General features: G+C 69.3%; 15 protein-coding genes. 6 read left to right on the top strand and 9 right to left on the bottom strand.

Annotated features, from left to right (window positions below):
• Positions 1-55 precede the first annotated feature (55 nt).
• Positions 56-1282 (bottom strand): glycoside hydrolase family 64 protein, encoded by a 1227-nt coding sequence (locus OHB49_RS14065; RefSeq protein ID WP_329160586.1) that lies wholly within the window; start codon positions 1280-1282, stop codon positions 56-58.
• A 348-nt stretch (positions 1283-1630) separates the two neighbouring features.
• On the opposite strand from OHB49_RS14065, the gene OHB49_RS14060 reads away from it, so the two are divergent.
• From OHB49_RS14060 to OHB49_RS14050, 3 genes are all read left to right on the top strand, one after another.
• Positions 1631-5503, top strand: coding sequence for an endo-alpha-N-acetylgalactosaminidase family protein (locus OHB49_RS14060; RefSeq protein WP_329160584.1), 3873 nt, complete (start codon positions 1631-1633; stop codon positions 5501-5503).
• A gap of 528 nt (positions 5504-6031) precedes the next feature.
• Positions 6032-7615 (top strand): acyl-CoA carboxylase subunit beta, encoded by a 1584-nt coding sequence (locus OHB49_RS14055; RefSeq protein WP_030928728.1) that lies wholly within the window; start codon positions 6032-6034, stop codon positions 7613-7615.
• A 63-nt stretch (positions 7616-7678) separates the two neighbouring features.
• The gene (locus tag OHB49_RS14050; RefSeq protein ID WP_093772301.1) at positions 7679-7885 is read left to right on the top strand and encodes an acyl-CoA carboxylase subunit epsilon; all 207 of its coding nucleotides are present in this window, start codon (positions 7679-7681) and stop codon (positions 7883-7885) included.
• An 85-nt stretch (positions 7886-7970) separates the two neighbouring features.
• On the opposite strand, the gene OHB49_RS14045 is transcribed toward OHB49_RS14050, so the two are convergent.
• From OHB49_RS14045 to OHB49_RS14010, 8 genes are all read right to left on the bottom strand, one after another.
• Positions 7971-8552 (bottom strand): GTP-binding protein, encoded by a 582-nt coding sequence (locus OHB49_RS14045; protein WP_014048542.1) that lies wholly within the window; start codon positions 8550-8552, stop codon positions 7971-7973.
• Positions 8533-9198, bottom strand: a complete 666-nt coding sequence (locus OHB49_RS14040) for a DUF742 domain-containing protein (protein WP_030980890.1) — start codon at positions 9196-9198, stop codon at positions 8533-8535. Before OHB49_RS14040 ends, OHB49_RS14045 begins: the two co-directional genes overlap by 20 nt.
• Before the next feature lie 89 nt (positions 9199-9287).
• On the bottom strand, positions 9288-9701 hold the full coding sequence (locus OHB49_RS14035) for a roadblock/LC7 domain-containing protein (protein WP_030980891.1): 414 nt from the start codon (positions 9699-9701) through the stop codon (positions 9288-9290).
• A gap of 10 nt (positions 9702-9711) precedes the next feature.
• Positions 9712-12888, bottom strand: a complete 3177-nt coding sequence (locus OHB49_RS14030) for a sensor histidine kinase (protein ID WP_329160582.1) — start codon at positions 12886-12888, stop codon at positions 9712-9714.
• A 360-nt stretch (positions 12889-13248) separates the two neighbouring features.
• On the bottom strand, positions 13249-13830 hold the full coding sequence (locus tag OHB49_RS14025) for a GTP-binding protein (protein ID WP_073738725.1): 582 nt from the start codon (positions 13828-13830) through the stop codon (positions 13249-13251).
• The gene (locus tag OHB49_RS14020; RefSeq protein WP_030978706.1) at positions 13811-14218 is read right to left on the bottom strand and encodes a DUF742 domain-containing protein; all 408 of its coding nucleotides are present in this window, start codon (positions 14216-14218) and stop codon (positions 13811-13813) included. The genes OHB49_RS14025 and OHB49_RS14020 overlap by 20 nt, the downstream gene beginning before the upstream one ends.
• Before the next feature lie 134 nt (positions 14219-14352).
• Positions 14353-14766, bottom strand: a complete 414-nt coding sequence (locus OHB49_RS14015; protein ID WP_024495006.1) for a roadblock/LC7 domain-containing protein — start codon at positions 14764-14766, stop codon at positions 14353-14355.
• Between the two features lie 9 nt (positions 14767-14775).
• The gene (locus OHB49_RS14010) at positions 14776-18504 is read right to left on the bottom strand and encodes a nitrate- and nitrite sensing domain-containing protein (RefSeq protein WP_329160581.1); all 3729 of its coding nucleotides are present in this window, start codon (positions 18502-18504) and stop codon (positions 14776-14778) included.
• Between the two features lie 579 nt (positions 18505-19083).
• Here OHB49_RS14010 and OHB49_RS14005 point away from each other — a divergent pair.
• From OHB49_RS14005 to gltX, 3 genes are all read left to right on the top strand, one after another.
• The gene (locus OHB49_RS14005) at positions 19084-19272 is read left to right on the top strand and encodes a hypothetical protein (RefSeq protein ID WP_030978711.1); all 189 of its coding nucleotides are present in this window, start codon (positions 19084-19086) and stop codon (positions 19270-19272) included.
• 82 nt (positions 19273-19354) lie between these two features.
• Positions 19355-20140, top strand: a complete 786-nt coding sequence (locus tag OHB49_RS14000) for a fumarylacetoacetate hydrolase family protein (RefSeq protein ID WP_030978713.1) — start codon at positions 19355-19357, stop codon at positions 20138-20140.
• On the top strand, positions 20133-21644 hold the full coding sequence (gene gltX, locus OHB49_RS13995; RefSeq protein ID WP_329160577.1) for a glutamate--tRNA ligase: 1512 nt from the start codon (positions 20133-20135) through the stop codon (positions 21642-21644). Before OHB49_RS14000 ends, gltX begins: the two co-directional genes overlap by 8 nt.
• Positions 21645-21664: the final 20 nt, after the last annotated feature.

Raw genomic sequence — 21664 nt, 5'->3', positions numbered from 1 at the left:
TGCCCCCGCCCGGAAGATCTCGGGCGGGGGCACCTGGCTGTTCTTCTCCCTGGGCTCAGGAGCCCACGCTCACCGTGAACCGCCGCGGGTTGCCGTCGTTCGCCGCTCCGGAGACGTCCGGCTCACCGTCGGGGCGTACGTCGTCGTACGGGAACGCGTACCCGATCGGGGTGTTCGCGTGCACCACGCGCGACCAGTGGTTCGTCACCGCGCCCTGGTAGTAGTCCGCCACCGTCGTGCCGTTCGGCTGGTCGGGGTGCGAGAGCATGAGGGACCGGTTGAAGCCCGCCGCCAGTCGCGCCAGCAGCGCCTTCTTGTCGTCGGAGTCGCCCGGGTTGTTGGTGAACGGCCCGTGGTTGCAGGTGAAGATGTCCTTCGACGCCGGCTTGGTGAAGGTGTGGCCGCCGTCGAAGGTCAGGACGTCACCGACGACCCGGCCGGCCCGTACGCCCCGGCCGCCCTGGAGGTCGATCCGCAGGTCCGTACCCCGGTACTTCTCCCAGACCTGGTCGACCTGTGCGGTGAACAGGTCCCGGAAGGGCATCTGGTCCGGCCGGTCGAAATACGGCGCCATCAGGTTCTGCGGCGAGATCACCCGCAGCACGTTGCCGTCCGTGCCACGGGTCACCAGCTTGTCCCACGGCTGTCCGTCGGCCGCCGCCTGGGCGGTCAGGGCGTCGGCGATCCGCTGTACGGCGCCGTTCGGAAGCGGTGCGACCGTGTGCGTCGTGTCGCCCGCCAGCGTGAGACCGATCGGCAGCGCGGTGACCAGATCGACGTAACTGATGTTCGCGTACAGCTGCTGCGGGTTGAAGGTGAACTCGCAGAACGACCAGGTCCGCCCGTAGTTCGGGTCGGCGGACGTCGCGAACGCCGGCTCGACCAGCGCGGGGCCGGGGTTCAGGAAGAAGTCCAGCTTGTCGTCGCGTACGAAGTAGACGCGGGCGCCGTACATCTGAGGAAGTGTCAGAACGACGGGCCCGGCACCGGCCGGCTTCAGCGGGATGGCGCAGTCGACCGGCAGCGGGGTCTGCGGTGCGGCGGGGGAGTCGGGGCGGTAGACGCTGCCGTCGGCCCGCAGCAGCATCCAGCGGTCGGTGCCCTGCTCATGGCCGGTGACGTAGGCGTGGACCGTGCCGGGCAGCGAGCGGTTCTCCAGGGCCAGTTCGCAGGTGGCGGCGGCCGCCGACGCGTGCGGGCTGAGGGCGCTTCCCCAGGCGGGGTAGGTGAGCGCGGTCGCGGTGGCGGCGGCGCCCGTCAGGAACAGTCTGCGCGAGATCACGGGGGGACTCCTGAGGTGTGGGGGCCGCGGACGGGAACGATCGTGCGGGGAGGTGGGACAAGGGGCGTCCGCGGTGCGCACCACTCTTGCGACGGCCGCCATCAGCGTCAAGGGTTGTGACTGAGAGCGCTCTCAAGAATGGAATTTCTTCACAACTCGTCGTGTGTGAACGGTAATTGGCGGACGTTTGCTGGATGAGTCCTGGCTGCGCGGTCAGGAAGTGAACACCGCGACCGCCTGGCCCGCACACCGGTCACTTGGACTTACGCATCGCGGTTGTTGGACTGGCACGCACATCGGGGTCCCACGTCGTTGACGGTGTCCCGACATGGGGACTACTCAGGGCACATGTCGCGAAGATTCACTTCGGCGGGCGCTGTCGCCGCCGCCTCAGCCGCCGTCCTGGCGCTCGTGGGGACCGCACTCCCCGCCACAGCCGCCACCCCGCCCCCCGCCGTAGCCGGCACGGCCGTCCCCGCGGACGCCGTCGTCATCGGATCCCCGCAGCTCTCGGTCGCTGTCGCCGACGACTTCCCGCGCGTCCTGTCGTACACCGACCGGGCCGGCGGCAACCAACTGCTCGGCAGTACACGGGCGGTCACCGCCGTCACCCTCAACGGTGCCGCGCACGCGGTGCAGCCGAAGGGTGCGCCCGAGGTCACCGCCACGACCGCGCGGTACACGCTCACCTTCCCCGACCTGCCCGGTGTCGAGATCGACGCCTCGCTCTCGGTCTCCGGACGCACCACCACCTTCAAGGTGACGGCCGTCCGCGACACCGAGGCGTTCCGGGTCGGCACCATCGACATCCCCGGCCACGACCTGGTCTCCGTCGGCTCCACGGAGACCGGCGCCGCCACCGCGTTCACCCGCCTCGACCCGGACTCGACGAAGACCGCCGACGTCTTCGCCCAGGTCACCGCGGACACCGCCGCCGACAAGGCGCCGGTCGGCGCCTCGTACGCGATCGTCAACACCGGCTCGCTCGCCGCGGCCGTCGAGTCCAACTCCTCGTACGACAAGCCGTCCGGCGCCACCGGGGGCGATGACGCCCGGTTCTGGCACCAGGCCCGCAAGGCCGACGACGGCACCGTCCGGGTCGGCGTCTGGTCCGGGCAGTGGACCTATCGCGGCGACGGCGCACCGAAGCCGGAGAGCGGCGCGAACCTGCCCTGGGCCAAGGTCGTCGTCACCCCCGACGCCAACGGCGACAAGACCGTCGACTGGCAGGACGGCGCCGTCGCGTTCCGCACCATCGGCGTCACCGCGCCCGGCAGCGACGACACCGCGAACCGGGTGATCACCCACATCCCGTTCAACTTCGCCAGCCAGGCCACCCACCCGTTCCTGCGCACCCTCGACGACGTCAAGCGGGTCTCGCTCGCCACCGACGGCCTCGGTCAGCTGGCGCTGCTCAAGGGGTACGCCTCCGAGGGCCACGACTCCGCCCACCCCGACTACGGCGGCAACTACAACAAGCGCGCCGGCGGGCTGAAGGACCTCAACACGCTGCTGAAGGACGGCAAGAAGTGGGGCGCCACGTTCGGCGTCCACGTCAACGCCACCGAGGCGTACGCGGACGCCCGCGCCTTCGACGAGAAGCTCGTCGACAAGACGAAGCCCGGCTGGAACTGGCTCGGTCAGAGCTACTACATCGACCAGCGCAGCGACATCAACAGCGGCAACCTGGCCCGCCGCTTCCAGCAGCTGCGCGACGAGACCGACCCCAACCTGAGCCTGCTCTACATCGACGTCTACTACACGCACGGCTGGATCGCCGACAAGACCCTGCAGTCCGTGCAGAAGCAGGGCTGGAACGTCGCGACCGAGTGGGCCGACAAGTTCGAGCGCGGCTCGCTGTGGTCGCACTGGGCCAATGACCTCGACTACGGCGGCGCCACCAACAAGGGACTCAACTCGCAGATCATCCGGTTCATCCGCAACAGCGAGAAGGACGTCTGGAACAACGACCCGGTCCTCGGCCAGACCGCCATCGACGAGTTCGAGGGCTGGACCGGCGAGACCGACTGGAACGCCTTCTACGACAACATCTGGCAGCGCAACCTGCCCGCAAAGTACCTCCAGCAGCAGAAGATCACCCGCTGGGACGGCAACGACATCACCTTCACCGGCGGTGTCCGGGGCACGGTCGAGGACGGCAGGCGGACCTTCTACGACCACGGCCGCAAGGTGCTCAGCGGCACCGACTACCTGCTGCCCTGGGACGGCGGCAAGAAGCTGTACCACTACAGCAAGTCCGGTGGTACGAGCAGCTGGCCGGCGCCGTCCAAGGGCGCGTACACCGTCTACAAGCTCACCGACAACGGCCGGGTCAAGACCGGCACGGTCCGGCCCGTCGACGGGAAGATCACGCTGACGGCCACCGCCGGACAGCCGTACGTCCTCTACCCGGACCACGCACCCGCAGCCGCCGACCCGGAGTGGGGCGAGGGCAGCGCGGTCGACGACCCCGGCTTCAACGACAACGGGCTCGACGACTGGTCGAAGACCGGCACCGTCGCGCGTGACAGCGACGACCAGGGCCGCAACAGCGCGAAGCTCTCCGGCGACGGCACGGCCGCCGTCGCGCAGCGCATCTCCGGCCTCAGGCCCGGCGCGCGTTACACCGCCTCCGCGCTGATCGAGGTCCAGCCCGGGAAGACCCGGCACACGACGCTCTCGATCGGCGGCAGGTCCGTAGCCGTGGACCGCTCCACGGCCGAGGACTACGTCGCCGCTTCGGACTGGCACGGCACGTACTTCCAGCGGGCCAAGGTGAACTTCACCGCCCCCGCGGACGGCCGCACCACGTTCCGTATCGAAGCGGCCAAGGGCAGCGCCGCGACGGTGCGGGCGGATGACGTCCGGATCGTCTCCAACGCCCCGGCGACCAAGAAGAACACCGTCGTGTACGAGGACTTCGAGGACGTCGACCAGGGCTGGGGCCCCTTCCTCAAGGGCGACGCGGGCGGCTCCACCGACCCCCGGACCGTCATCTCCCAGCTGCACGCCCCGTACACCCAGGCCGGCTGGAACGGGAAGCTCGTCGACGACGTGATCGGCGGCAAGGAGTCCCTCAAGGCCCACGAGGAGAACAGCGGACTCGTCTACCGGACCGCGCCCTGGACGGTGCCGATGGCCGACGGCCACCGGTACAAGATCGAGTACGACTACCAGTCCAGTCACGCCGGTGCCTACGAGTGGGTGGACGGCTACGACCGGATCACGGCCGACGGCAACCCCGACTCGGTCGAGACCCGGACCACCGCGATCGGGCAGCAGCGCACCACCGGGCACTTCGCCGAGACCGTCACAGCGGCCTGCGGCGACACCTGGACCGGGCTCCGCAAGCGCGACGACGCACCGGAGGGCGCCGACTTCGTCCTCGACGGGTTCACCGTGACCGACCTCGGCCAGGCCCCCGCGGGTGAGCAGGCCGCCTGCGGCACGCTCAGCGTCGACCCCGCCGCCGAGACCTTGGAGCCGGGCACGGCCAACGTCGTCAAGGCCGGCTTCACCAACTACGAGGCAACGGCCGCGACCGACGTGTCGGTCGGCCTCACCGTCCCCGACGGCTGGAAGGCGGAGCCCGTGGGCGCCGTCACCTTCGACTCCGTGGCGGCGGGCGCCAAGGTCACCGTCAACTGGCAGGTCACCCCGCCGGTGGACGCCGAGTACCGGACGTACAGCCTGGGCGCCGAGGTGTCCTACACGGTCGGCGGGGCGAAGCGGACCCTCGGTGCGCAGACGTCCGTACGGACCCTGCCGCCGCCGCCCACCACGGACAGCTGGGCCAGCGACCTGGACTGGACGGCGTCGAGCAACGGCTGGGGACCGGTCGAGCGCGATCTCTCCAACGGTGAGACGGGCGTCGGCGACGGCACTCCGCTGACGATCGGCGGCACCGTCTACGCCAAGGGCCTCGGCAGCCACGCCCCGGCGAACATCCGCTACTACCTGGGCGGCAAGTGCACGTCGTTCACCGCCGAGGTGGGCGTGGACGATGTGCAGAAGACCGCGGGCAGTGTGCAGTTCAGCGTCAGGGCCGACGGGACGGAGAAGGTGAAGTCGCCGGTCCTCAAGGCGGCCGACACCGCCTGGTCGCTCACGGCGGACGTCACCGGTGCGAAGTATGTCGAGCTGGTCGCCGCGGACGGCGGCGACGGCAACGGCAACGACCACGCGGACTGGGGCGACGCGCGGTTCCACTGCGGAAACTGAATGAGCCGGCAGTGAGCAGTGAGCAGTGAGAGGGGTGGGGCCGATCCCGGTCCCACCCCCTTCCCGTACGGCCGGGGTATTCTCACCGCACTCCACTGTGTCCGCCAGGGCGGTGCGGGGGAGAAGCGGATCAGAGGCTGGTTCCACCACTGTCGGGTCCGGCTCCCGGGTCCCGCTCCGTCCGGACGCCCCGGACGTCATGCCCGCAGCCGTGCGGGACGCCTTCCGCGAGGCCGACCGTCACCCACTTGGGCGAACCGGTCGTGGGCCGTCCGGATGACATCCGACAGGCGCAGGACGCACTGGGGATGGACGCCCCGGGGACCATCGGTGTGTACCCCGGGACCCACCGGTATGTGCAGTACGACACAGTGAGCCTTTGTGGAGCCCGCACAAAAGGGGACGGTCGTGGGCTGGTGGTTCGCCTGCATGGCGCAAGGGTTCTGTCCGGCTCCACCAGGAAACGGGTCGGGAGACTGTGCAGAGTCGACGGCACGTTTCTCTTGGTCGGCTTCGTAGGGTCGATACATGACCGTTGTGGACGAAACCCCGGGCGAGCCGACAGACACCCGTGGCCGGGTGGCCGAACTGCTGGCACTGCGTGAGCAGGCGCGGCGCGGACCGAGTGACCGGGCGACCGAGGCGCAGCACGCCAAGGGCAAGCTGACGGCCCGTGAGCGCATCGAGCTGCTCCTGGACCCGGATTCGTTCAAGGAGGTCGAGCAGCTGCGCCGGCACCGGGCGACCGGTTTCGGCCTGGAGGAGAAGAAGCCGTACACCGACGGTGTCATCACCGGCTGGGGCACGGTCGAGGGCCGCACGGTCTTCGTCTACGCGCACGACTTCCGCATCTTCGGCGGCGCACTGGGTGAGGCCCACGCCACGAAGATCCACAAGATCATGGACATGGCGATCTCGGCGGGTGCCCCGCTGGTCTCGCTGAACGACGGCGCAGGGGCCCGGATCCAGGAGGGCGTCAGCGCGCTCGCCGGATACGGCGGCATCTTCCAGCGCAACACCCGAGCCTCCGGTGTCATCCCGCAGATCAGCGTGATGCTCGGTCCGTGCGCGGGCGGCGCGGCCTACAGCCCCGCCCTCACCGACTTCGTGTTCATGGTCCGCGAGACCTCCCAGATGTTCATCACCGGGCCGGACGTCGTGAAGGCGGTCACCGGCGAGGAGATCTCGCAGAACGGGCTCGGCGGCGCCGATGTGCACGCCGAGACCTCGGGCGTCGCGCACTTCGCGTACGACGACGAGGAGACCTGCATCGCCGAGGTCCGCTACCTGATCGGGATGCTCCCGTCGAACAACCGGGAGAACCCGCCCACCGTGGCGAGCGACGACCCGGCCGACCGGCGCGGCGACGTCCTGCTCGACCTGGTGCCCGCCGACGGCAACCGCCCGTACGACATGCACAAGGTCATCGAGGAGCTCGTCGACGACGGCGACTACCTGGAGATCCACGAGCGGTGGGCCCGCAACATCATCTGCGCCCTGGCCCGGCTCGACGGTCAGGTCGTCGGCATCGTCGCCAACCAGCCGCAGTCCCTGGCGGGGGTCCTGGACATCGAGGCGTCCGAGAAGGCGGCCCGCTTCGTCCAGATGTGTGATGCATTCAACATTCCCATCATCACTCTATTGGACGTACCCGGCTTCCTGCCCGGCGTCGATCAGGAGCACGGTGGAATCATCCGGCACGGGGCGAAGCTGCTCTACGCGTACTGCAACGCCACGGTGCCGAGGATCTCGCTGATCCTGCGCAAGGCGTACGGCGGTGCGTACATCGTGATGGACAGCCAGTCCATCGGTGCCGACCTGACCTACGCCTGGCCCACCAACGAGATCGCCGTCATGGGCGCCGAAGGTGCCGCCAACGTCATCTTCCGTCGGCAGATCGCCGACGCCGAGGACCCGGAGGCCATGCGGATCCGCATGGTCAAGGAGTACAAGGCCGAACTGATGCATCCGTACTACGCCGCAGAGCGCGGACTGGTCGACGACGTCATCGACCCTGCCGAGACGCGCGAGGTGCTGATCGCCTCGCTCGCGATGCTCCGGTCCAAGCACGCCGATCTGCCGTCCCGCAAGCACGGCAACCCCCCGCAGTAGCAGCGGCCGGTGCACCACCCCGCACAGCCCGCCACGTACTGCCGAGAAGACGGAGAGACATCCATGAGCACCACTCCTGCCGAGTCCGTGCTGCGCGTCGAGAAGGGTCTTGCCGACCCCGAGGAGCTGGCCGCGATAACCGCGGTCCTGCTCGCCCGCGCAGCTGCCACCCCCGCCGCCGCCCCGGCCCACCGCGGCCGTACCCACGCCGGCTGGCGCCGCCTCGAGCGCACCCCGGGCTTCCGCGCCCCGCACTCCTGGCAGGGCTGACAACGGCCCAGCAGACGGCCCGCAGCACGCGAGAGGCCCCGCACTCCCTCGGGAGTGCGGGGCCTCTTCGTATGGCTGCCGGAGCCTACCGCAGGCGCGCCATCAACGCGTGCTCCACAAGCGTGATGAGCGCGCTCTTGGCGTCCGCGCGGTGGCGGGCGTCCGTGGTCAGGATCGGGGTGTCGGGGCCGATCTGCAGGGCCTCGCGCACCTCGTCGGGGGTGTACGGCTGGTGTCCGTCGAAGCCGTTGAGGGCGATGACGAACGGCAGTCCGCTGTTCTCGAAGTAGTCGACGGCCGGGAAGCAGTCGGCGAGACGCCGGGTGTCGACGAGGACGACGGCGCCGATCGCGCCGCGGACGAGGTCGTCCCACATGAACCAGAACCGGTCCTGACCGGGCGTACCGAAGAGGTACAGGATCAGGTCCTGGTCCAGGGTGATACGGCCGAAGTCCATGGCCACCGTCGTGGTGGTCTTGTCCCCGGTGTGCGTCAGATCGTCGATGCCCGCGGACGCGGACGTCATCACGGCTTCGGTGCGCAGCGGGTTGATCTCCGAAACGGCACCGACGAACGTGGTCTTACCCACGCCGAAGCCCCCTGCCACCACGATCTTCGCGGAGGTAGTGGAGCGGGCTGCTCCGCCGCTAGAGCTTGCGAAGTCCACTGAGCACCCTTTCGAGCAGTGTCACATCTGGCTGGCCGCCGGCGGACTCGTCGCCGCCGGGCTGATGGATAGCGACGAGTCCGGCCTCGGCCAGGTCGGCTACGAGGATCCGGGCAACGCCGAGGGGGATCGTGAGAAGCGCCGAGATCTCGGCAACCGACTTGATCTCGAAGCACAGCCGGCAGATCCGCTGGTGCTCGGGCAACTGCCCTTGCAGCCGCGACGGATCGGCCGTGGTACTGACCAACGCCTCGATGGCGAGCTGGTATCGCGGTCGGGTCCGGCCGCCGGTCATGGCGTACGGACGGACCAGCGGGTTGTGGGCGGCGGGAGCGGCGGGCTCGGCGGGCCGCCGCGGCTGCACCGTCTGGATACGAGGCTGCTGGGGCGATTCGATCCGATGCGGGCGCTGAGGGGGCTGCGGCGGCTGCTGCTGCCAGCCACCGTCCTGCTGCCACCCGCCGCCCTGTGCCTGTTGCCACCCGCCGTCCTGCGTCTGCCGGCGCGGGTACGGCTGCTGGGGCTCATAAGGCTGCTGCGAGCCCTGTCTGCTGGGTGTGGAGGGGAAGTTGTAACGGTTGTCCCCGTGCTCGCCCGGTACTTGCTGACCACCGTCGTACTGGTGTCCGCCTGGGGGTGTTGCCACAATTCCTCCTCCGACTGCCGGTCCCGATCCCAGTGGGGCCGCGCCACCGCACCTTATGGTGCGGTGACGCATAACGCACTGTCTGTCTACTAGTTAAGAAGACTTCCCTGCAGTTCGGCACGGAGGTCCGGGGTGAGGACCGTGCCTGCACGATCGACCAGAAGGGCCATTTCGTACCCAACCAGACCGATATCGGCGTCGGGGTGGGCGAGAACAGCCAGCGAAGATCCGTCGGAGATGGACATGATGAAGAGGAATCCGCGCTCCATCTCCACAACTGTCTGATTCACCGCGCCGCCCTCGAAGATCCGCGAGGCGCCCGCGGTCAGCGAGGTCAGGCCGGAAGCGACGGCCGCCAGCTGGTCGGCACGGTCCCGCGGGAATCCTTCGGACATGGCCAGCAGGAGTCCGTCGGCGGAGACCACCACCGTGTGCGACACCCCGGGGGTGTTGTCCACGAAGTTGGTGATCAACCAGTTGAGATTCTGCGCCGCCTGGCTCATCGGGCTCACACTAACGCTCCTGGTTGTAGGTATTACTTGTGTCCGAACCAGCGTTACGACCCCGCTGAATGCCCCGTCGCAGGTTGCTCAACCTGCCCCGGACGTCCTCAGGGGCGCGGGAGACCTGAGGGCCGCCCTGCTGGGTCTGCTCCGCCGTGCCCTCGACCAGATTGGCCTTGGGCACTCGCCGGGGAAGTCCGGACGGGGTGACCCCACCCGCCTTCGGCTCCCGGAGCTTGTCGGCCCGCTCCCAGCGCTCGTCGTTCGTCGAGCGCCAGTCGTCGGAGCCGTTCCCGTCCTGCGGCGCGGGCGACGGCCGCTGCGGCAGTTCCTGCTGCTGCGGCTGCTGCTGTGCTGCGACGGACTGGTCGTTTCCGCGGCCCGTGGGCTGCCAGTGCTGCTGACCGCCCCGGCGCGGCAGACCGGCATCGGTCATCTCGCTGCCGACGTTCGGGGTGGGACCCGAACGGTCGAAGCCTACGCGCTCCTGCGGCTCGGCGGGAGCGCTCGGGACAGATTCCGGTTCGGCCTGCGGTATGGGCTCGTACGCACCCTGGTACGCACCCTGATCTGCCCACTCTCCCTGGTGGGGCTGGGCGGCGAACTGGTCCTCGTAGCCTCGCTGAGTGCTCTCGGCAGCGGCATATGCAGCTTCCGTATAGCCGCCCTGCGACGGGTAGTCGGACTGCTCGGCGTAGCCGCTGTACGCGTCGTAGGAACTGTCGTACGCCGCCTGCGCGTACTGCTGCTCCTGCTGCGGGTCCTGTGCGTACGTGTCCTCGGCGTAGGAGGCGTCCCGGTACGCATTGCCCTGGAACGCGTCTTCCTGGAACTGCGGGCGTTCGCCGCCCGCCTGGGCCTCCAGCGCGGCCCGGCGCTCCTCACGCATCAGCGAGCGGCCCACCGGGTCCAGCTGTGCGGGGTCGACCGTCGGGTCCTCGTAGCGCGAATCGTCGAAGCCGAGCTCCGCCGCCGTACGCATCTGGGGCTGGTGCGGAAGCGGTTCGAAGGCCTGCTGCCGCGGGATGATCGAGGAGACCGTGAAGTCGTCCTGGGCGGCGAGCGGTTCGAGCTCGCCGCCGCCGCCGTGCGTGATCGCGTCCGGCAGCATGACCAGCGAGGTGGTTCCGGCCTGCTCGCCCGAGGGGCGCAGCTGGACCCGGATGCCGTGCCGGTCGGCGAGCCGGCCGACCACGAAGAGACCCATCCGCTGGGACACCGCGGCGTCCACCGTCGGCGGGTTGGCCAGCTTGTGGTTGATGTCCGCGAAGTCCTCGGCCGTGAGGCCGATGCCCTTGTCGTGGATCTCGACCATCACGCGGCTGTCCGGCAGCCGGGTCGCGGTGACGCGGACCTTGGTCTGCGGCGAGGAGAACGTGGTGGCGTTCTCCAGCAGCTCGGCCAGCAGGTGCACGAGGTCGGTGACGGCCTGGCCGTGGATCTCGGTCTCCGGAACGCCGGAGAGCTCGATGCGCTCGTACGACTCCACCTCGGAGGAGGCGGCCCGCAGGACGTCGACCAGCGGAACCGGCTGGTTCCAGCGGCGGCCCGGCTCCTCGCCGGCGAGGACGAGGAGGTTCTCGCCGTTGCGGCGCATACGGGTGGCCAGGTGGTCCAGCCGGAAGAGGCTCTCCAGCTGGTCCGGGTCGGCCTCGTTGTTCTCCAGGTCGGTGATGAGGGTCAGCTGGCCCTCGATCAGCGACTGGTTGCGGCGCGACAGGTTGGTGAAGATCGCGTTGACGTTGCCTCGGAGCATGGCCTGCTCGGCAGCGAGCCGAACCGCCTCGCGGTGCACCTGGTCGAAGGCGCGGGCGACCTCGCCGATCTCGTCCCGGGTGGTGATCGGGATCGGCTGGACGCGGGTGTCGACCCGGCCCGGCTCGGTCCGCGACAGCTGGTCGACGAGCATCGGCAGCCGCTGCTCGGCGATCGAGAAGGCGGCGGTACGCAGCTGGCGCATCGAGCGGCTCATCTGGCGGGCCACGAGGCCGGCCAGGATGAAGGCGGCCAGCAGGGCCACGAGCACGATCGCGGCGTTGACGATGGCGTCGGTCTTGGCGCTCGACGAGATGTCCGCCGCCTCGGTCACCGCCTTGTCGACGAGCTCGTCCTCGACCGTGGTGTAGCCGTCGAACTTGGCGGTGGAGGCGGCCATCCAGGTCGCAGGCGTGATGCCCTTCTGGGCCAGCTTGTCGGGCTGCTGACCCTGACCGATCTGCTGGGCCATCCCGTCGAAGACCGAGCCGTCGATGCTGGGCGGCGCGACGAACGGCACACCTGCCGCGTCCGCCTGCGCCTTTGCGGACTTCAGCTTCTTGGCGCCGTCGGCCGCCTTGGCGGCCATCACCTGCTTCAGGCGGGCGGCGTCGGCCTCCGTGCCACCGGAGACGAACTCGCCGAGGGCGATCTGCTCCAGGTAGTTGTACGAGCCGAACGCCTTGACCTGGGCGTTGAACTTGACGCCCTCCTGGCTCGGGCGCACCAGCAGGTGCATACCGATGGAGCGCTGAAGCGATTCTGCGGCCTTGGCCAGCTCGATCGCGTAGACCGTACGGCCGTAGCTCGTGATGTTGCCGGTGCCCAGGCCGAGCTCGTTGCAGAACTCCATCAGGGAGTGCTGGACCTTGACGTAGCCCTCTTCCGTCTTCACCGGGTCCATGGCCTCGGCGTAGGCGGCCTTGCGCAGGTCGGGGAGCTTGGGCTCCTCCTGCTTGAAGAGCTGGAGGCGGCGCTCCAGGCCCTGCTTCTTCGGCATGCCCTGCACGGCCTCGTCGAACTTGGCGGCGGCCGCGTCCGTGGCGGCGTACACCTGGCCGACGACGGCTGCGTCGCGCTTGTTCGACAGCAGGGGCTGGGCGGAGAGGTCACGCTCGTTGAGCAGTGCCTGTCCGTACACCGAGGCCGCGCGCACGATCAGCGCGGTCTTCTCGGCGTCCTGGGCCTCTCTCCAGGTGTCGATCGACCCCTTCACCTGGAAGCCGCCCATGACGAGGCCGACCAGGACAGGGATCAGAAGGATCGCGTTCAGCCGGGTGGGCACCCGCCAGTTGCGCGGGGACAGCCGACTTGTGCTGCCGCCGGCCGGTGCCTCTTCGGACACTTCGGCGGGTGGCGCCGCGATGCGCGGCGGCGGGGTGAAGTTGCCCCGCTCCTGCTGCGCCGCGGAGCCCTCGTTGCTACGCCTCACTCGACCAACAACCTCTCGGCGTCGGCACCTACGCTGTGCCGTTTCTCGTTCAGGGCCGTACTTACTCGGGAGTTTCGTCGAATTGCAGCACGGGGACCGGCCGCGTTCCAAACAGTCGGAATCAGCCATTCCGAGTGGTCCAAGCCTCAGATAAAACGGGCATAAAGAGCGAGCCCCGTCAAAAGGCGGGGCTCATGTGAGCACAGCGACACCAGACGAATGCATCGGGTGTTGAAGCCGGAGTAATTCTCTGTCGAAACGTTATGAACGCGGGGGTGGATCGTGTCAAAGGACACAGTCCACCCCCGTGCGACTACAGCAACTTCCGTATCCCCATACCGACTTGCGGCGAGCCTTCGGCTACTTGAGCCGCGCCATCAGCGCGTGCTCGACGAGCGTGATCAGGCCGCTCTTCGCATCGCCGCGGTGGCGGGCGTCCGTCGTGATGATCGGGGTGTCGGGGCCGATCTGCAGGGCCTCGCGCACCTCGTCGGGGGTGTACGGCTGGTGTCCGTCGAAGCCGTTGAGGGCGATGACGAACGGCAGTCCGCTGTTCTCGAAGTAGTCGACGGCCGGGAAGCAGTCGGCGAGACGCCGGGTGTCGACGAGGACGACGGCGCCGATCGCGCCGCGGACGAGGTCGTCCCACATGAACCAGAACCGGTCCTGACCGGGCGTACCGAAGAGGTACAGGATCAGGTCCTGGTCCAGGGTGATACGGCCGAAGTCCATGGCCACCGTCGTGGTGGTCTTGCCGCCGGTGTGCGTCAGATCGTCGATGCCCGCGGACGCGGACGTCATCACGGCTTCCGTACGCAGCGGGTTGATCTCCGAAACGGCACCGACGAACGTGGTCTTACCCACGCCGAAACCACCCGCCACCACGATCTTTGCCGAGGTGGTGGCCCGGGCCGCACCGCCGCTAGAGCTTGCGAAGTCCACTGAGCACCCTTTCGAGCAGTGTCACATCCGGCGCGCCGCCGGCCTCTCCGTTACCCGGCTGGTGGATCGCCACCATGCCGGCTTCCGCCAGATCCGCGACAAGGATCCGGGCCACACCGAGCGGCATCGACAGCAGCGCCGACACCTCGGCCACCGACTTGACCTCACGGCAGAGGTGGCAGATCCGCTGGTGCTCCGGGAGCAGCGTCCCCAGGTGCGCCGGGTCGGCCGTGGTCGAGACCAGTGCCTCTATGGCGAGCTGGTAGCGCGGCCGGGTCCGGCCGCCGGTCATGGCATACGGACGGACCAGCGGCTGGTCGCCTTCACCTTCGTACGACGCGTGGTGCAGTGCGCCGTACGGATCGGGTGAGGCGGGTGGCGGGGTCATGAATCCTCCGGGCGTGACAGCTGAGTGTCGGCTTGCCGTCTGAAGGGGCCGGTGGGGGGCTGAAGCGGCCGGACGGTCGATGGTGGGAGTGCGGTACCTGGGGGGATCGCGTCGGTCACCGGTTCATGGCCGCCTCAGTGGAGCAGGCTGCCCTGGAGCTCGGCGCGGAGATCGGGGGTCAGGACTGTTCCCGCGCGGTCGACCAGCAGGGCCATCTCGTACCCGACCAGACCGATGTCGGCGTCCGGGTGGGCGAGCACGGCCAGCGAGGAGCCGTCCGAGACGGACATCAGGAAGAGGAACCCGCGCTCCATCTCCACCACGGTCTGGCTGACGGCGCCGCCCTCGAAGATCCGGGAGGCGCCCGCGGTCAGCGAGGTCAGCCCGGAAGCGACGGCCGCCAACTGGTCGGCACGGTCCCGCGGGAATCCTTCGGACATGGCCAGCAGGAGTCCGTCGGCGGACACCACCACCGTGTGCGACACCCCGGGGGTGTTGTCCACGAAGTTGGTGATCAACCAGTTCAGATTCTGTGCGGCCTGACTCATCGGGCTCAACTAACGCTCCTGCTGGTGAGTGGGGCCGAGTGGGAAACTGCCGGTCGACGAGCCGTTGTTGGCCTGCCGACCCTGCTGGATACCCCGGCGGAGATTGGTCAGTCGCCCGCGCACATCATCGGGCGCACGCGAAACCTGAGGTCCCGACTGGTGGCTCTGCTGCTGGGCGGTGCCCGGCACCAGATTGGCACGCGGCACCCGGCGAGGCAGACCGGAAGTGGTAATTCCGCCTGCTGCGGGCTTCTTGGCCCGCTCCGCCTGCCGGACGAGATCGTCGTTCGGCGAGCTACGCCAAGTACTGGTGGTGGCGCCCGTGTCACCCGCACCGCGACGCGGCATCGGGGCAGCGGGACGGTCCTGGGGGGCCTGCTGCGGGACGGACGGTGCCTGCGGCCCGGCGGGCGGCTGCTGACCGCCCTGCTGCGGGCCGTGGAACCAGTTCGTCTCCAGGGTGTCGTACAGCGGCGTACGACCGTCCCCGGGGCCCGCCGGAGGCAGCGCCTCGGGCTGCGGCTGCGGCGGCAGGACCGGACGATACTGCCCCTCAGCCGCGGGAGCTGCGGCCGGACGCGGAGCACGGAAGTCCTCGTTGTCCCGGCCGCGCGGACGCGGAGCCGGCAGCCCCTGGTCCTGCGACGGCTGCGGACGGCCGAAGTCCGGACGGGCGAACTGCGCGGTGCCCGCCGGGTCCTGGTGCTGCGGGAAGTGGGCCTGCGGGGCCGGGGCCGAGAAGTCCGGACGGGCGAACTCGGCGGTGGAGCCGGGGCCCTGCCGGTCGTCCAGCGGGGGACGCTGGCCCATGGCCGGGTTCATCGGCCGCTGGAACTGGCCGGTGGACTCGGGCTCCTCGTGACCGCGCGGGGCGTCGAGGGGGTTGCGCCGCGGCACCGACGGGTTCTCGGTGCCCCAACTGGTGGTCTGCGGGCGCTGCGGCTGCGGGTTGCCACCGGGCAGTTCGGCACGGGGACCGCCGACGGGCGGCAGCTGACGGCCGGGGTTGCCCGGGCCGCCGGACTGCTGGAAACCGCCCTGGTTGTCGGGGGCGTTGTGGCGGGCCTGCTGCGGCTGCGGCGCCTGCCGTCCGGCCGGACCGTTCTGGTGGCCGGGCTGACCGGGCTGGTCGTACTGCCCCGGCCGGCTCTGACCGAACAGGTTGGACTGGCCCTGGTCCGTACGGCCGGGATCGCCCTGACCGCCCGGTGCGCCGAGCCGGGCGCCACCGCCGAAGGCGCCGGACAGCCCGCCGCCCTGACGCGGCGGCTCCTGCCGCCCGAAGTCCTGCGGGCCGGTGCCGGAGAGCCCGGCACCCTGGAACCCGGCGTTCTGCTGACGCTGCTGGTTCGGCTGAGGCGGCTGACCCTGCTGATTCGGCTGGCCCTGCTGGTTCTGCGGCTGGCGGGGACCGCCGCCGTCACGCGCCGGCAGTGCGGCCCGCGGACCGGAGCCCGCACCGACCTGTCCGCGCTGCGCACCGGCAGCCGCGCCGAGGCCCGGCCGGTTTCCGGTGCCGGCAACGGCGCCGTTGCCGGCGGCGCGCTGCTGACCCGCGGCCGGCTTCGGTGCCGGCTGCTTGCCGCCGTGCGCGACATCGACAGGGAGCATGACCAGCGCGGTCGTGCCACCGGAGTCGGACGGCCGCAGCTGGATCCGGATGCCGTGACGCAGGGACAGCCGGCCGACCACGAACAGACCCATGCGGCGCGAGACCGAGACATCCACGGTGGGCGGCGAAGCGAGCCGTTCGTTGATCGCCGCGAGGTCCTCGGGGGAGAGGCCGATACCGGTGTCGTGGATCTCCACGAGCACTCGCCCGTCCGGCAGTGCGTGACCGGTGACCCGGACCTTCGTCTGCGGGGAGGAGAACGACGTGGCGTTCTCCAGCAGCTCGGCGAGCAGGTGCACGAGGTCGTTGACCACACGGCCGGCGACCTCGGTGGCGGGCACCGCGGCCAGTTCGATGCGCTCGTACTGCTCCACCTCGGAGGCGGCGGCACGGAGAACGTCGACCAGCGGGACGGGGCGGGTCCACCGGCGGCCCGGCTCCTCGCCCGCGAGGACGAGGAGGTTTTCGCCGTTACGGCGCATACGGGTCGCGAGGTGGTCGAGCTTGAAGAGGGACGACAGCTGGTCCGGGTCGGCCTCGCGGGACTCCAGTTCGGAGATGAGCGAGAGCTGACGCTGGATGAGACCCTGCGAACGCCGCGAGAGGTTGGTGAACATCGCGTTGACGTTGCCTCGCAGTAGCGCCTGCTCGGCGGCGAGGCGGACGGCCTCGCGGTGCACGTCGTCGAAGGCCGCGGCCACCTTGCCGATCTCGTCACGGGAGTGCAGACCGACCGACTCGACCGAGGTGTCGACGTCCTGCGGGTCGGCCTCGGAGAGCTGCTTGACGAGCTCCGGCAGACGGTCCTGGGCGACCCGGGTGGCGGTGTCCTGCAGCCGCCGCAGCGAGCGGATCATGGACCGGGCGACGACGAAGGCGCCGATCAGCGAGACACCGAGCACCAGCAGGATGAGCGCACCGCTGATGATGGCCTCGCGCTGCGACTGGTTGCGAAGCTCGCGGGCCTTGCCCTCCATCTGGCCGAGGAGAGTCTCCTCGATGGTCTTCATCGCCTGGATCTTGGTGGTGCTCTGGTCGTACCAGTCCAGGTACGAACGCTCCGCCGTGCCCGCCATGCCGGTGGGGCTGTCGAGCACCTTCTGCGCGTAGGTGTCGGCGGCCTTGATCTCCGGGTTGTTGCCGTTCTCCAGCGTCGCCGTCAGTTCCTCGGCGTTCTGTCCCGAGGCCGTGTAGGTCACGTCGAACGACTTCAGCGCCAGCGTCTCCTTGTGGAGAGCGGCGCGGCCGAACTGCCGGTCGTTCTGGTCGAGATGCGATCCCTTTCGGACACCGCCGCCCGGCAGCGCAGCGGCGATGATCGCCCGCTGGACCGACGCGTACTCCTTGGCGGAGGAGAACGCCGCCAGGGCACGGGTCCGCTTGATCATCTCGGGGTTGCTGGTCGCCTGCGCCATGTCCTGCGAGAGGCTCAGCAGCGAGGTGATCAGCTGGCTGTACGCGTCGACGGTCTGGAGGCTCGGGCTGCCCTTCGCGTACGCGTCCTTGCGTATGTCGCGGATCTGTCCGAGCTGGCCGGCGATCTGCGCGACGCTCGAGTGGATGCCCTCAAGAGCCTCGTCGTCGTCGGTGTTGCCGATCTCGTTCGTCGCCTCGAAGAACGCGGACTTCGCCCGGTCGGTCCTCTTGCGCGGCTCGGCGACCTTGGGGTCGTCGGCCTTGACCCCGTTGGCCAGCGGACCGGCCGACCGGTCGCGCTCCTCCTGGAGCGCCTGGGCGAGCGTGGTCGCCTGCTTGGTCATCTGGGTGAGCAGCTGCATGTGGTCCAGCTGCTGGATGTCGTTCATGGAGTCGTTGATGCGCAGACCACCCAGGGTGGTCGCGGCGACTACAGGAAGGGCGAGCAGCGAGACCAGGCGCGTACTGATGCGCCAGTTCCGCAGAGCTATTCGCGAGCCCGTGTTGACGGCGCCCCGGGGCACGAGCGGGGTGATCGGACCGGCGCTGGTGCTCGCCGGGCCGGCCGAGCGCGGGGCGCGCTCGCTGCTGTCGCCGGCCGCGGCCGGTCCGGGGTTCTGGGCGTGCTGGGGCGAGGAACCGCGGTCGGTCCCGCCGTGCGGCTCCTGTTCCGCCGCAGCGCTGCCATCCCTCTTGAAACGTCCCTGCACTAGCGTCGCAACCTCTGGACCAGGCGTCCCCCCGCGTAGACGGGCGGGACGGTGTCGGCGTCGTGGGGCGTCTTTTCCCGCCCCATGGTGGTCGTGAGTGACCGGCGCTCTTCCCCTTCCCGCCGCCACTCGGCGCTGCGTTGCGCCCCTGCGCGCCGGCCTGAAACCCGCGGCGGTGCGTGGAATTCCAGCACAGTGCCGGATCTCCAACAAGGGCCCCGCGTCACGCTGTGACCGGAGTGACACGTTGTGATGGCTGGGTAACAAGTCGTAGAGAGTGTTTAGGGGCAAACCGGTTCATCACGCGCGCATGTGGTGGAGGTCGGGGGTGTCCCAGTCGACATGATCAGCAGCGGAATGGTTCATTCAGTGATGCAATGTCCGTTTCTTCGATCAAGATCGGGCGTCCGGAATGAGGTAATTGTCGACTGCTTCGTGAGCAAACTCACATGATGATCGTCGTCCCTTCCGGGGATCCGGAGGGAATTGGATGTTTAGCCTGACGCTTTACAGGGATGGCAAATCCGACAACCGGCGCCCCTCCCGGCGGCGCCCGTACCGACAGGGTCTTGACGGCAGATGAAGACGACGATGATGTTCCGCAACATTGCCAACCCCCGGCGCACCACGCTGGCGCACCTCAAGGACGCCGAAGTGCTGCAGACGCCGGAACAGCCGGAGCACGCCGTCGACCTGCCGACGCAGACGGCCAACCCGCGTCGCACCATCCTGATGGAAGCCCCGGCCATGGCCGCCACCGCCGAGTAATGCGCGCGATTGTCCCCCTCACCCGCGTTAGCCTGGGGCGTCAGTCTTCAGCCAGCCAGCAAGTGAGGGGCGACAGCATCCCGTGCGCATCGCCAGGTTCTCCATCGACGGCAATGTCGCCTTCGGCGCGGTCGAGGGCGACGGCACCGTCGACTCCGGTGACCTCGTCCTCGACATCATCAAGGGCATCCCGTACGCCGACTTCGAGCTCTCCGGCACCAAGGTCCCGCTGAGCAAGGTCCGGCTGCTGCCGCCCGTGCTCCCCAACAAGGTCGTGGCCATCGGCCGCAACTACGCGGAGCACGCCGCAGAACTCGGCAACGAGGTCCCGGACGTACCGGTCGCCTTCTTCAAGCCCACCACGTCGGTGATCGGCTCCGGGGACGCCATCGAGTACCCCTCCTTCTCCAACGAAGTGCACTACGAGGCCGAGCTGGCCGTGGTCATCGGCCGGATGTGCCGTGAAGTGCCGCGTGAGCGCGTCAAGGACGTCATCTTCGGCTACACCTGCGCCAACGACGTCACCGCCCGCGATGCCCAGAAGCGCGAGAAGCAGTGGGCCCGGGCCAAGGGCTTCGACACGTCCTGCCCGCTGGGCCCCTGGGTGGAGACCGACCTCGACCCCAGCGACCTCGCCATTCAGGCCACGGTCAACGGTGAGCAACGTCAACTGGGCCGTACGAGCGAAATGATCCGCTCCATCGAGGACCTGGTCGTCCACATCACGGAGGCGATGACGCTGCTCCCGGGCGATGTGATCCTCACCGGCACTCCGGCAGGGGTCGGACCCCTGCATGTCGGCGACGAGGTCGCCGTCTCCATCGAAGGCATCGGCACTCTCACCAACAAGGTGATCAAGCGTGGCTAACACGAACTCCCCCAAGCTCTCGACCTCGCTCGAGCAGGGGGTACCCCCCCGCGTACGGTTCTGTCCCTCCCCGACCGGCAACCCCCACGTGGGCCTGGTCCGCACCGCCCTCTTCAACTGGGCCTTCGCCCGGCACCATGGCGGCACCCTGGTCTTCCGGATCGAGGACACCGACGCGGCCCGCGACTCCGAGGAGTCGTACGACCAGCTGCTCGACTCGATGCGCTGGCTCGGATTCGACTGGGACGAGGGCCCCGAGGTCGGCGGCCCGCACGCCCCGTACCGGCAGTCGCAGCGCATGGACATCTACAAGGACGTCGCCGAGAAGCTTCTCGCCGGCGGGTACGCGTACCACTGCTACTGCACCACCGAGGAGCTCGACACCCGCCGCGAGGCCGCCCGCGCCGCCGGCAAGCCGTCCGGCTACGACGGCCACTGCCGCGACCTGACCGCCGAGCAGACCGCCGCGTACGAGGCCGAGGGCCGGACGTCCATCGTCCGCTTCCGGATGCCCGACGAGGCGCTCACCTTCACGGACCTGGTCCGCGGCGAGTTGACCTTCCAGCCGGAGAACGTGCCGGACTACGGCATCGTCCGGGCCAACGGCGCCCCGCTCTACACGCTGGTCAACCCGGTCGACGACGCGCTGATGGAGATCACCCACGTCCTGCGCGGCGAGGACCTGCTCTCCTCCACCCCGCGCCAGATCGCCCTCTACAAGGCGCTGATCGAGCTGGGCATCGCCAAGGAGACCCCTGTCTTCGGGCACCTGCCGTACGTCATGGGCGAGGGCAACAAGAAGCTCTCCAAGCGTGACCCGCAGGCCTCGCTCAACCTTTACCGCGAGCGCGGCTTCCTCCCTCAGGGACTGCTCAACTACCTTTCCCTGCTGGGCTGGTCGATCGCCGAGGACCGCGACATCTTCTCCGTCGAGGAGATGGTGGCGGCGTTCGACATCAAGGACGTCAACGCCAACCCGGCACGCTTCGACCTGAAGAAGTGCGAGCACATCAACGCCGAGCACATCCGCATGCTCGACGTGAAGACCTTCACCGAGTCGTGCGGTCCCTGGCTGAAGGCCCCGTTCGCGCCGTGGGCCCCGGAGGCCTTCGACGCCGCCCGGTTCGAGGCCATCGCCCCCTACGCCCAGACCCGTGTCACCGTCCTCTCGGACATCACGGCCAACGTCGACTTCCTCTTCCTCGACGAGCCGGTCGAGGACGAGGCGTCCTGGGCCAAGGCGATGAAGGAGGGCTCCGACGCCCTGCTCGTCACCGCCCGGGCCAAGCTGATCGAGTCCGAGTGGAACGCCGAGGCGCTCAAGAACGCGATCCTCGCCGCCGGTGAGGAGCACGGCCTGAAGCTCGGCAAGGCCCAGGCCCCGGTCCGCGTCGCCGTCACCGGCCGCACGATCGGTCTGCCGCTCTTCGAGTCCCTCGAGATCCTGGGGCGCGAGAAGACGGTCGCCCGGATCGACGCGGCACTGGCCAAGCTGGCCGCGTAAGCGTCTCCTGTACGCCGGAA

The sequence above is a fragment of the Streptomyces sp. NBC_01717 genome (assembly GCF_036248255.1).
Classification (GTDB): domain Bacteria; phylum Actinomycetota; class Actinomycetes; order Streptomycetales; family Streptomycetaceae; genus Streptomyces.
The sequence above is the reverse complement of the archived record's forward strand: the minus strand, read 5'-3'. Positions and strand labels throughout refer to the sequence as shown.

Bases quoted from the DNA above. Each gene is read 5' to 3' on its own strand.
- OHB49_RS14060 (WP_329160584.1), top strand. From the start codon at position 1,631: ATGTCGCGAAGATTCACTTCGGCGGGCGCTGTCGCCGCCGCCTCAGCC.
- OHB49_RS14055 (WP_030928728.1), top strand. From the start codon at position 6,032: ATGACCGTTGTGGACGAAACCCCGGGCGAGCCGACAGACACCCGTGGC.
- OHB49_RS14050 (WP_093772301.1), top strand. From the start codon at position 7,679: ATGAGCACCACTCCTGCCGAGTCCGTGCTGCGCGTCGAGAAGGGTCTT.
- OHB49_RS14035 (WP_030980891.1), bottom strand. From the start codon at position 9,701: ATGAGCCAGGCGGCGCAGAATCTCAACTGGTTGATCACCAACTTCGTG.
- OHB49_RS14020 (WP_030978706.1), bottom strand. From the start codon at position 14,218: ATGACCCCGCCACCCGCCTCACCCGATCCGTACGGCGCACTGCACCAC.
- OHB49_RS14015 (WP_024495006.1), bottom strand. From the start codon at position 14,766: ATGAGTCAGGCCGCACAGAATCTGAACTGGTTGATCACCAACTTCGTG.
- OHB49_RS14005 (WP_030978711.1), top strand. From the start codon at position 19,084: ATGAAGACGACGATGATGTTCCGCAACATTGCCAACCCCCGGCGCACC.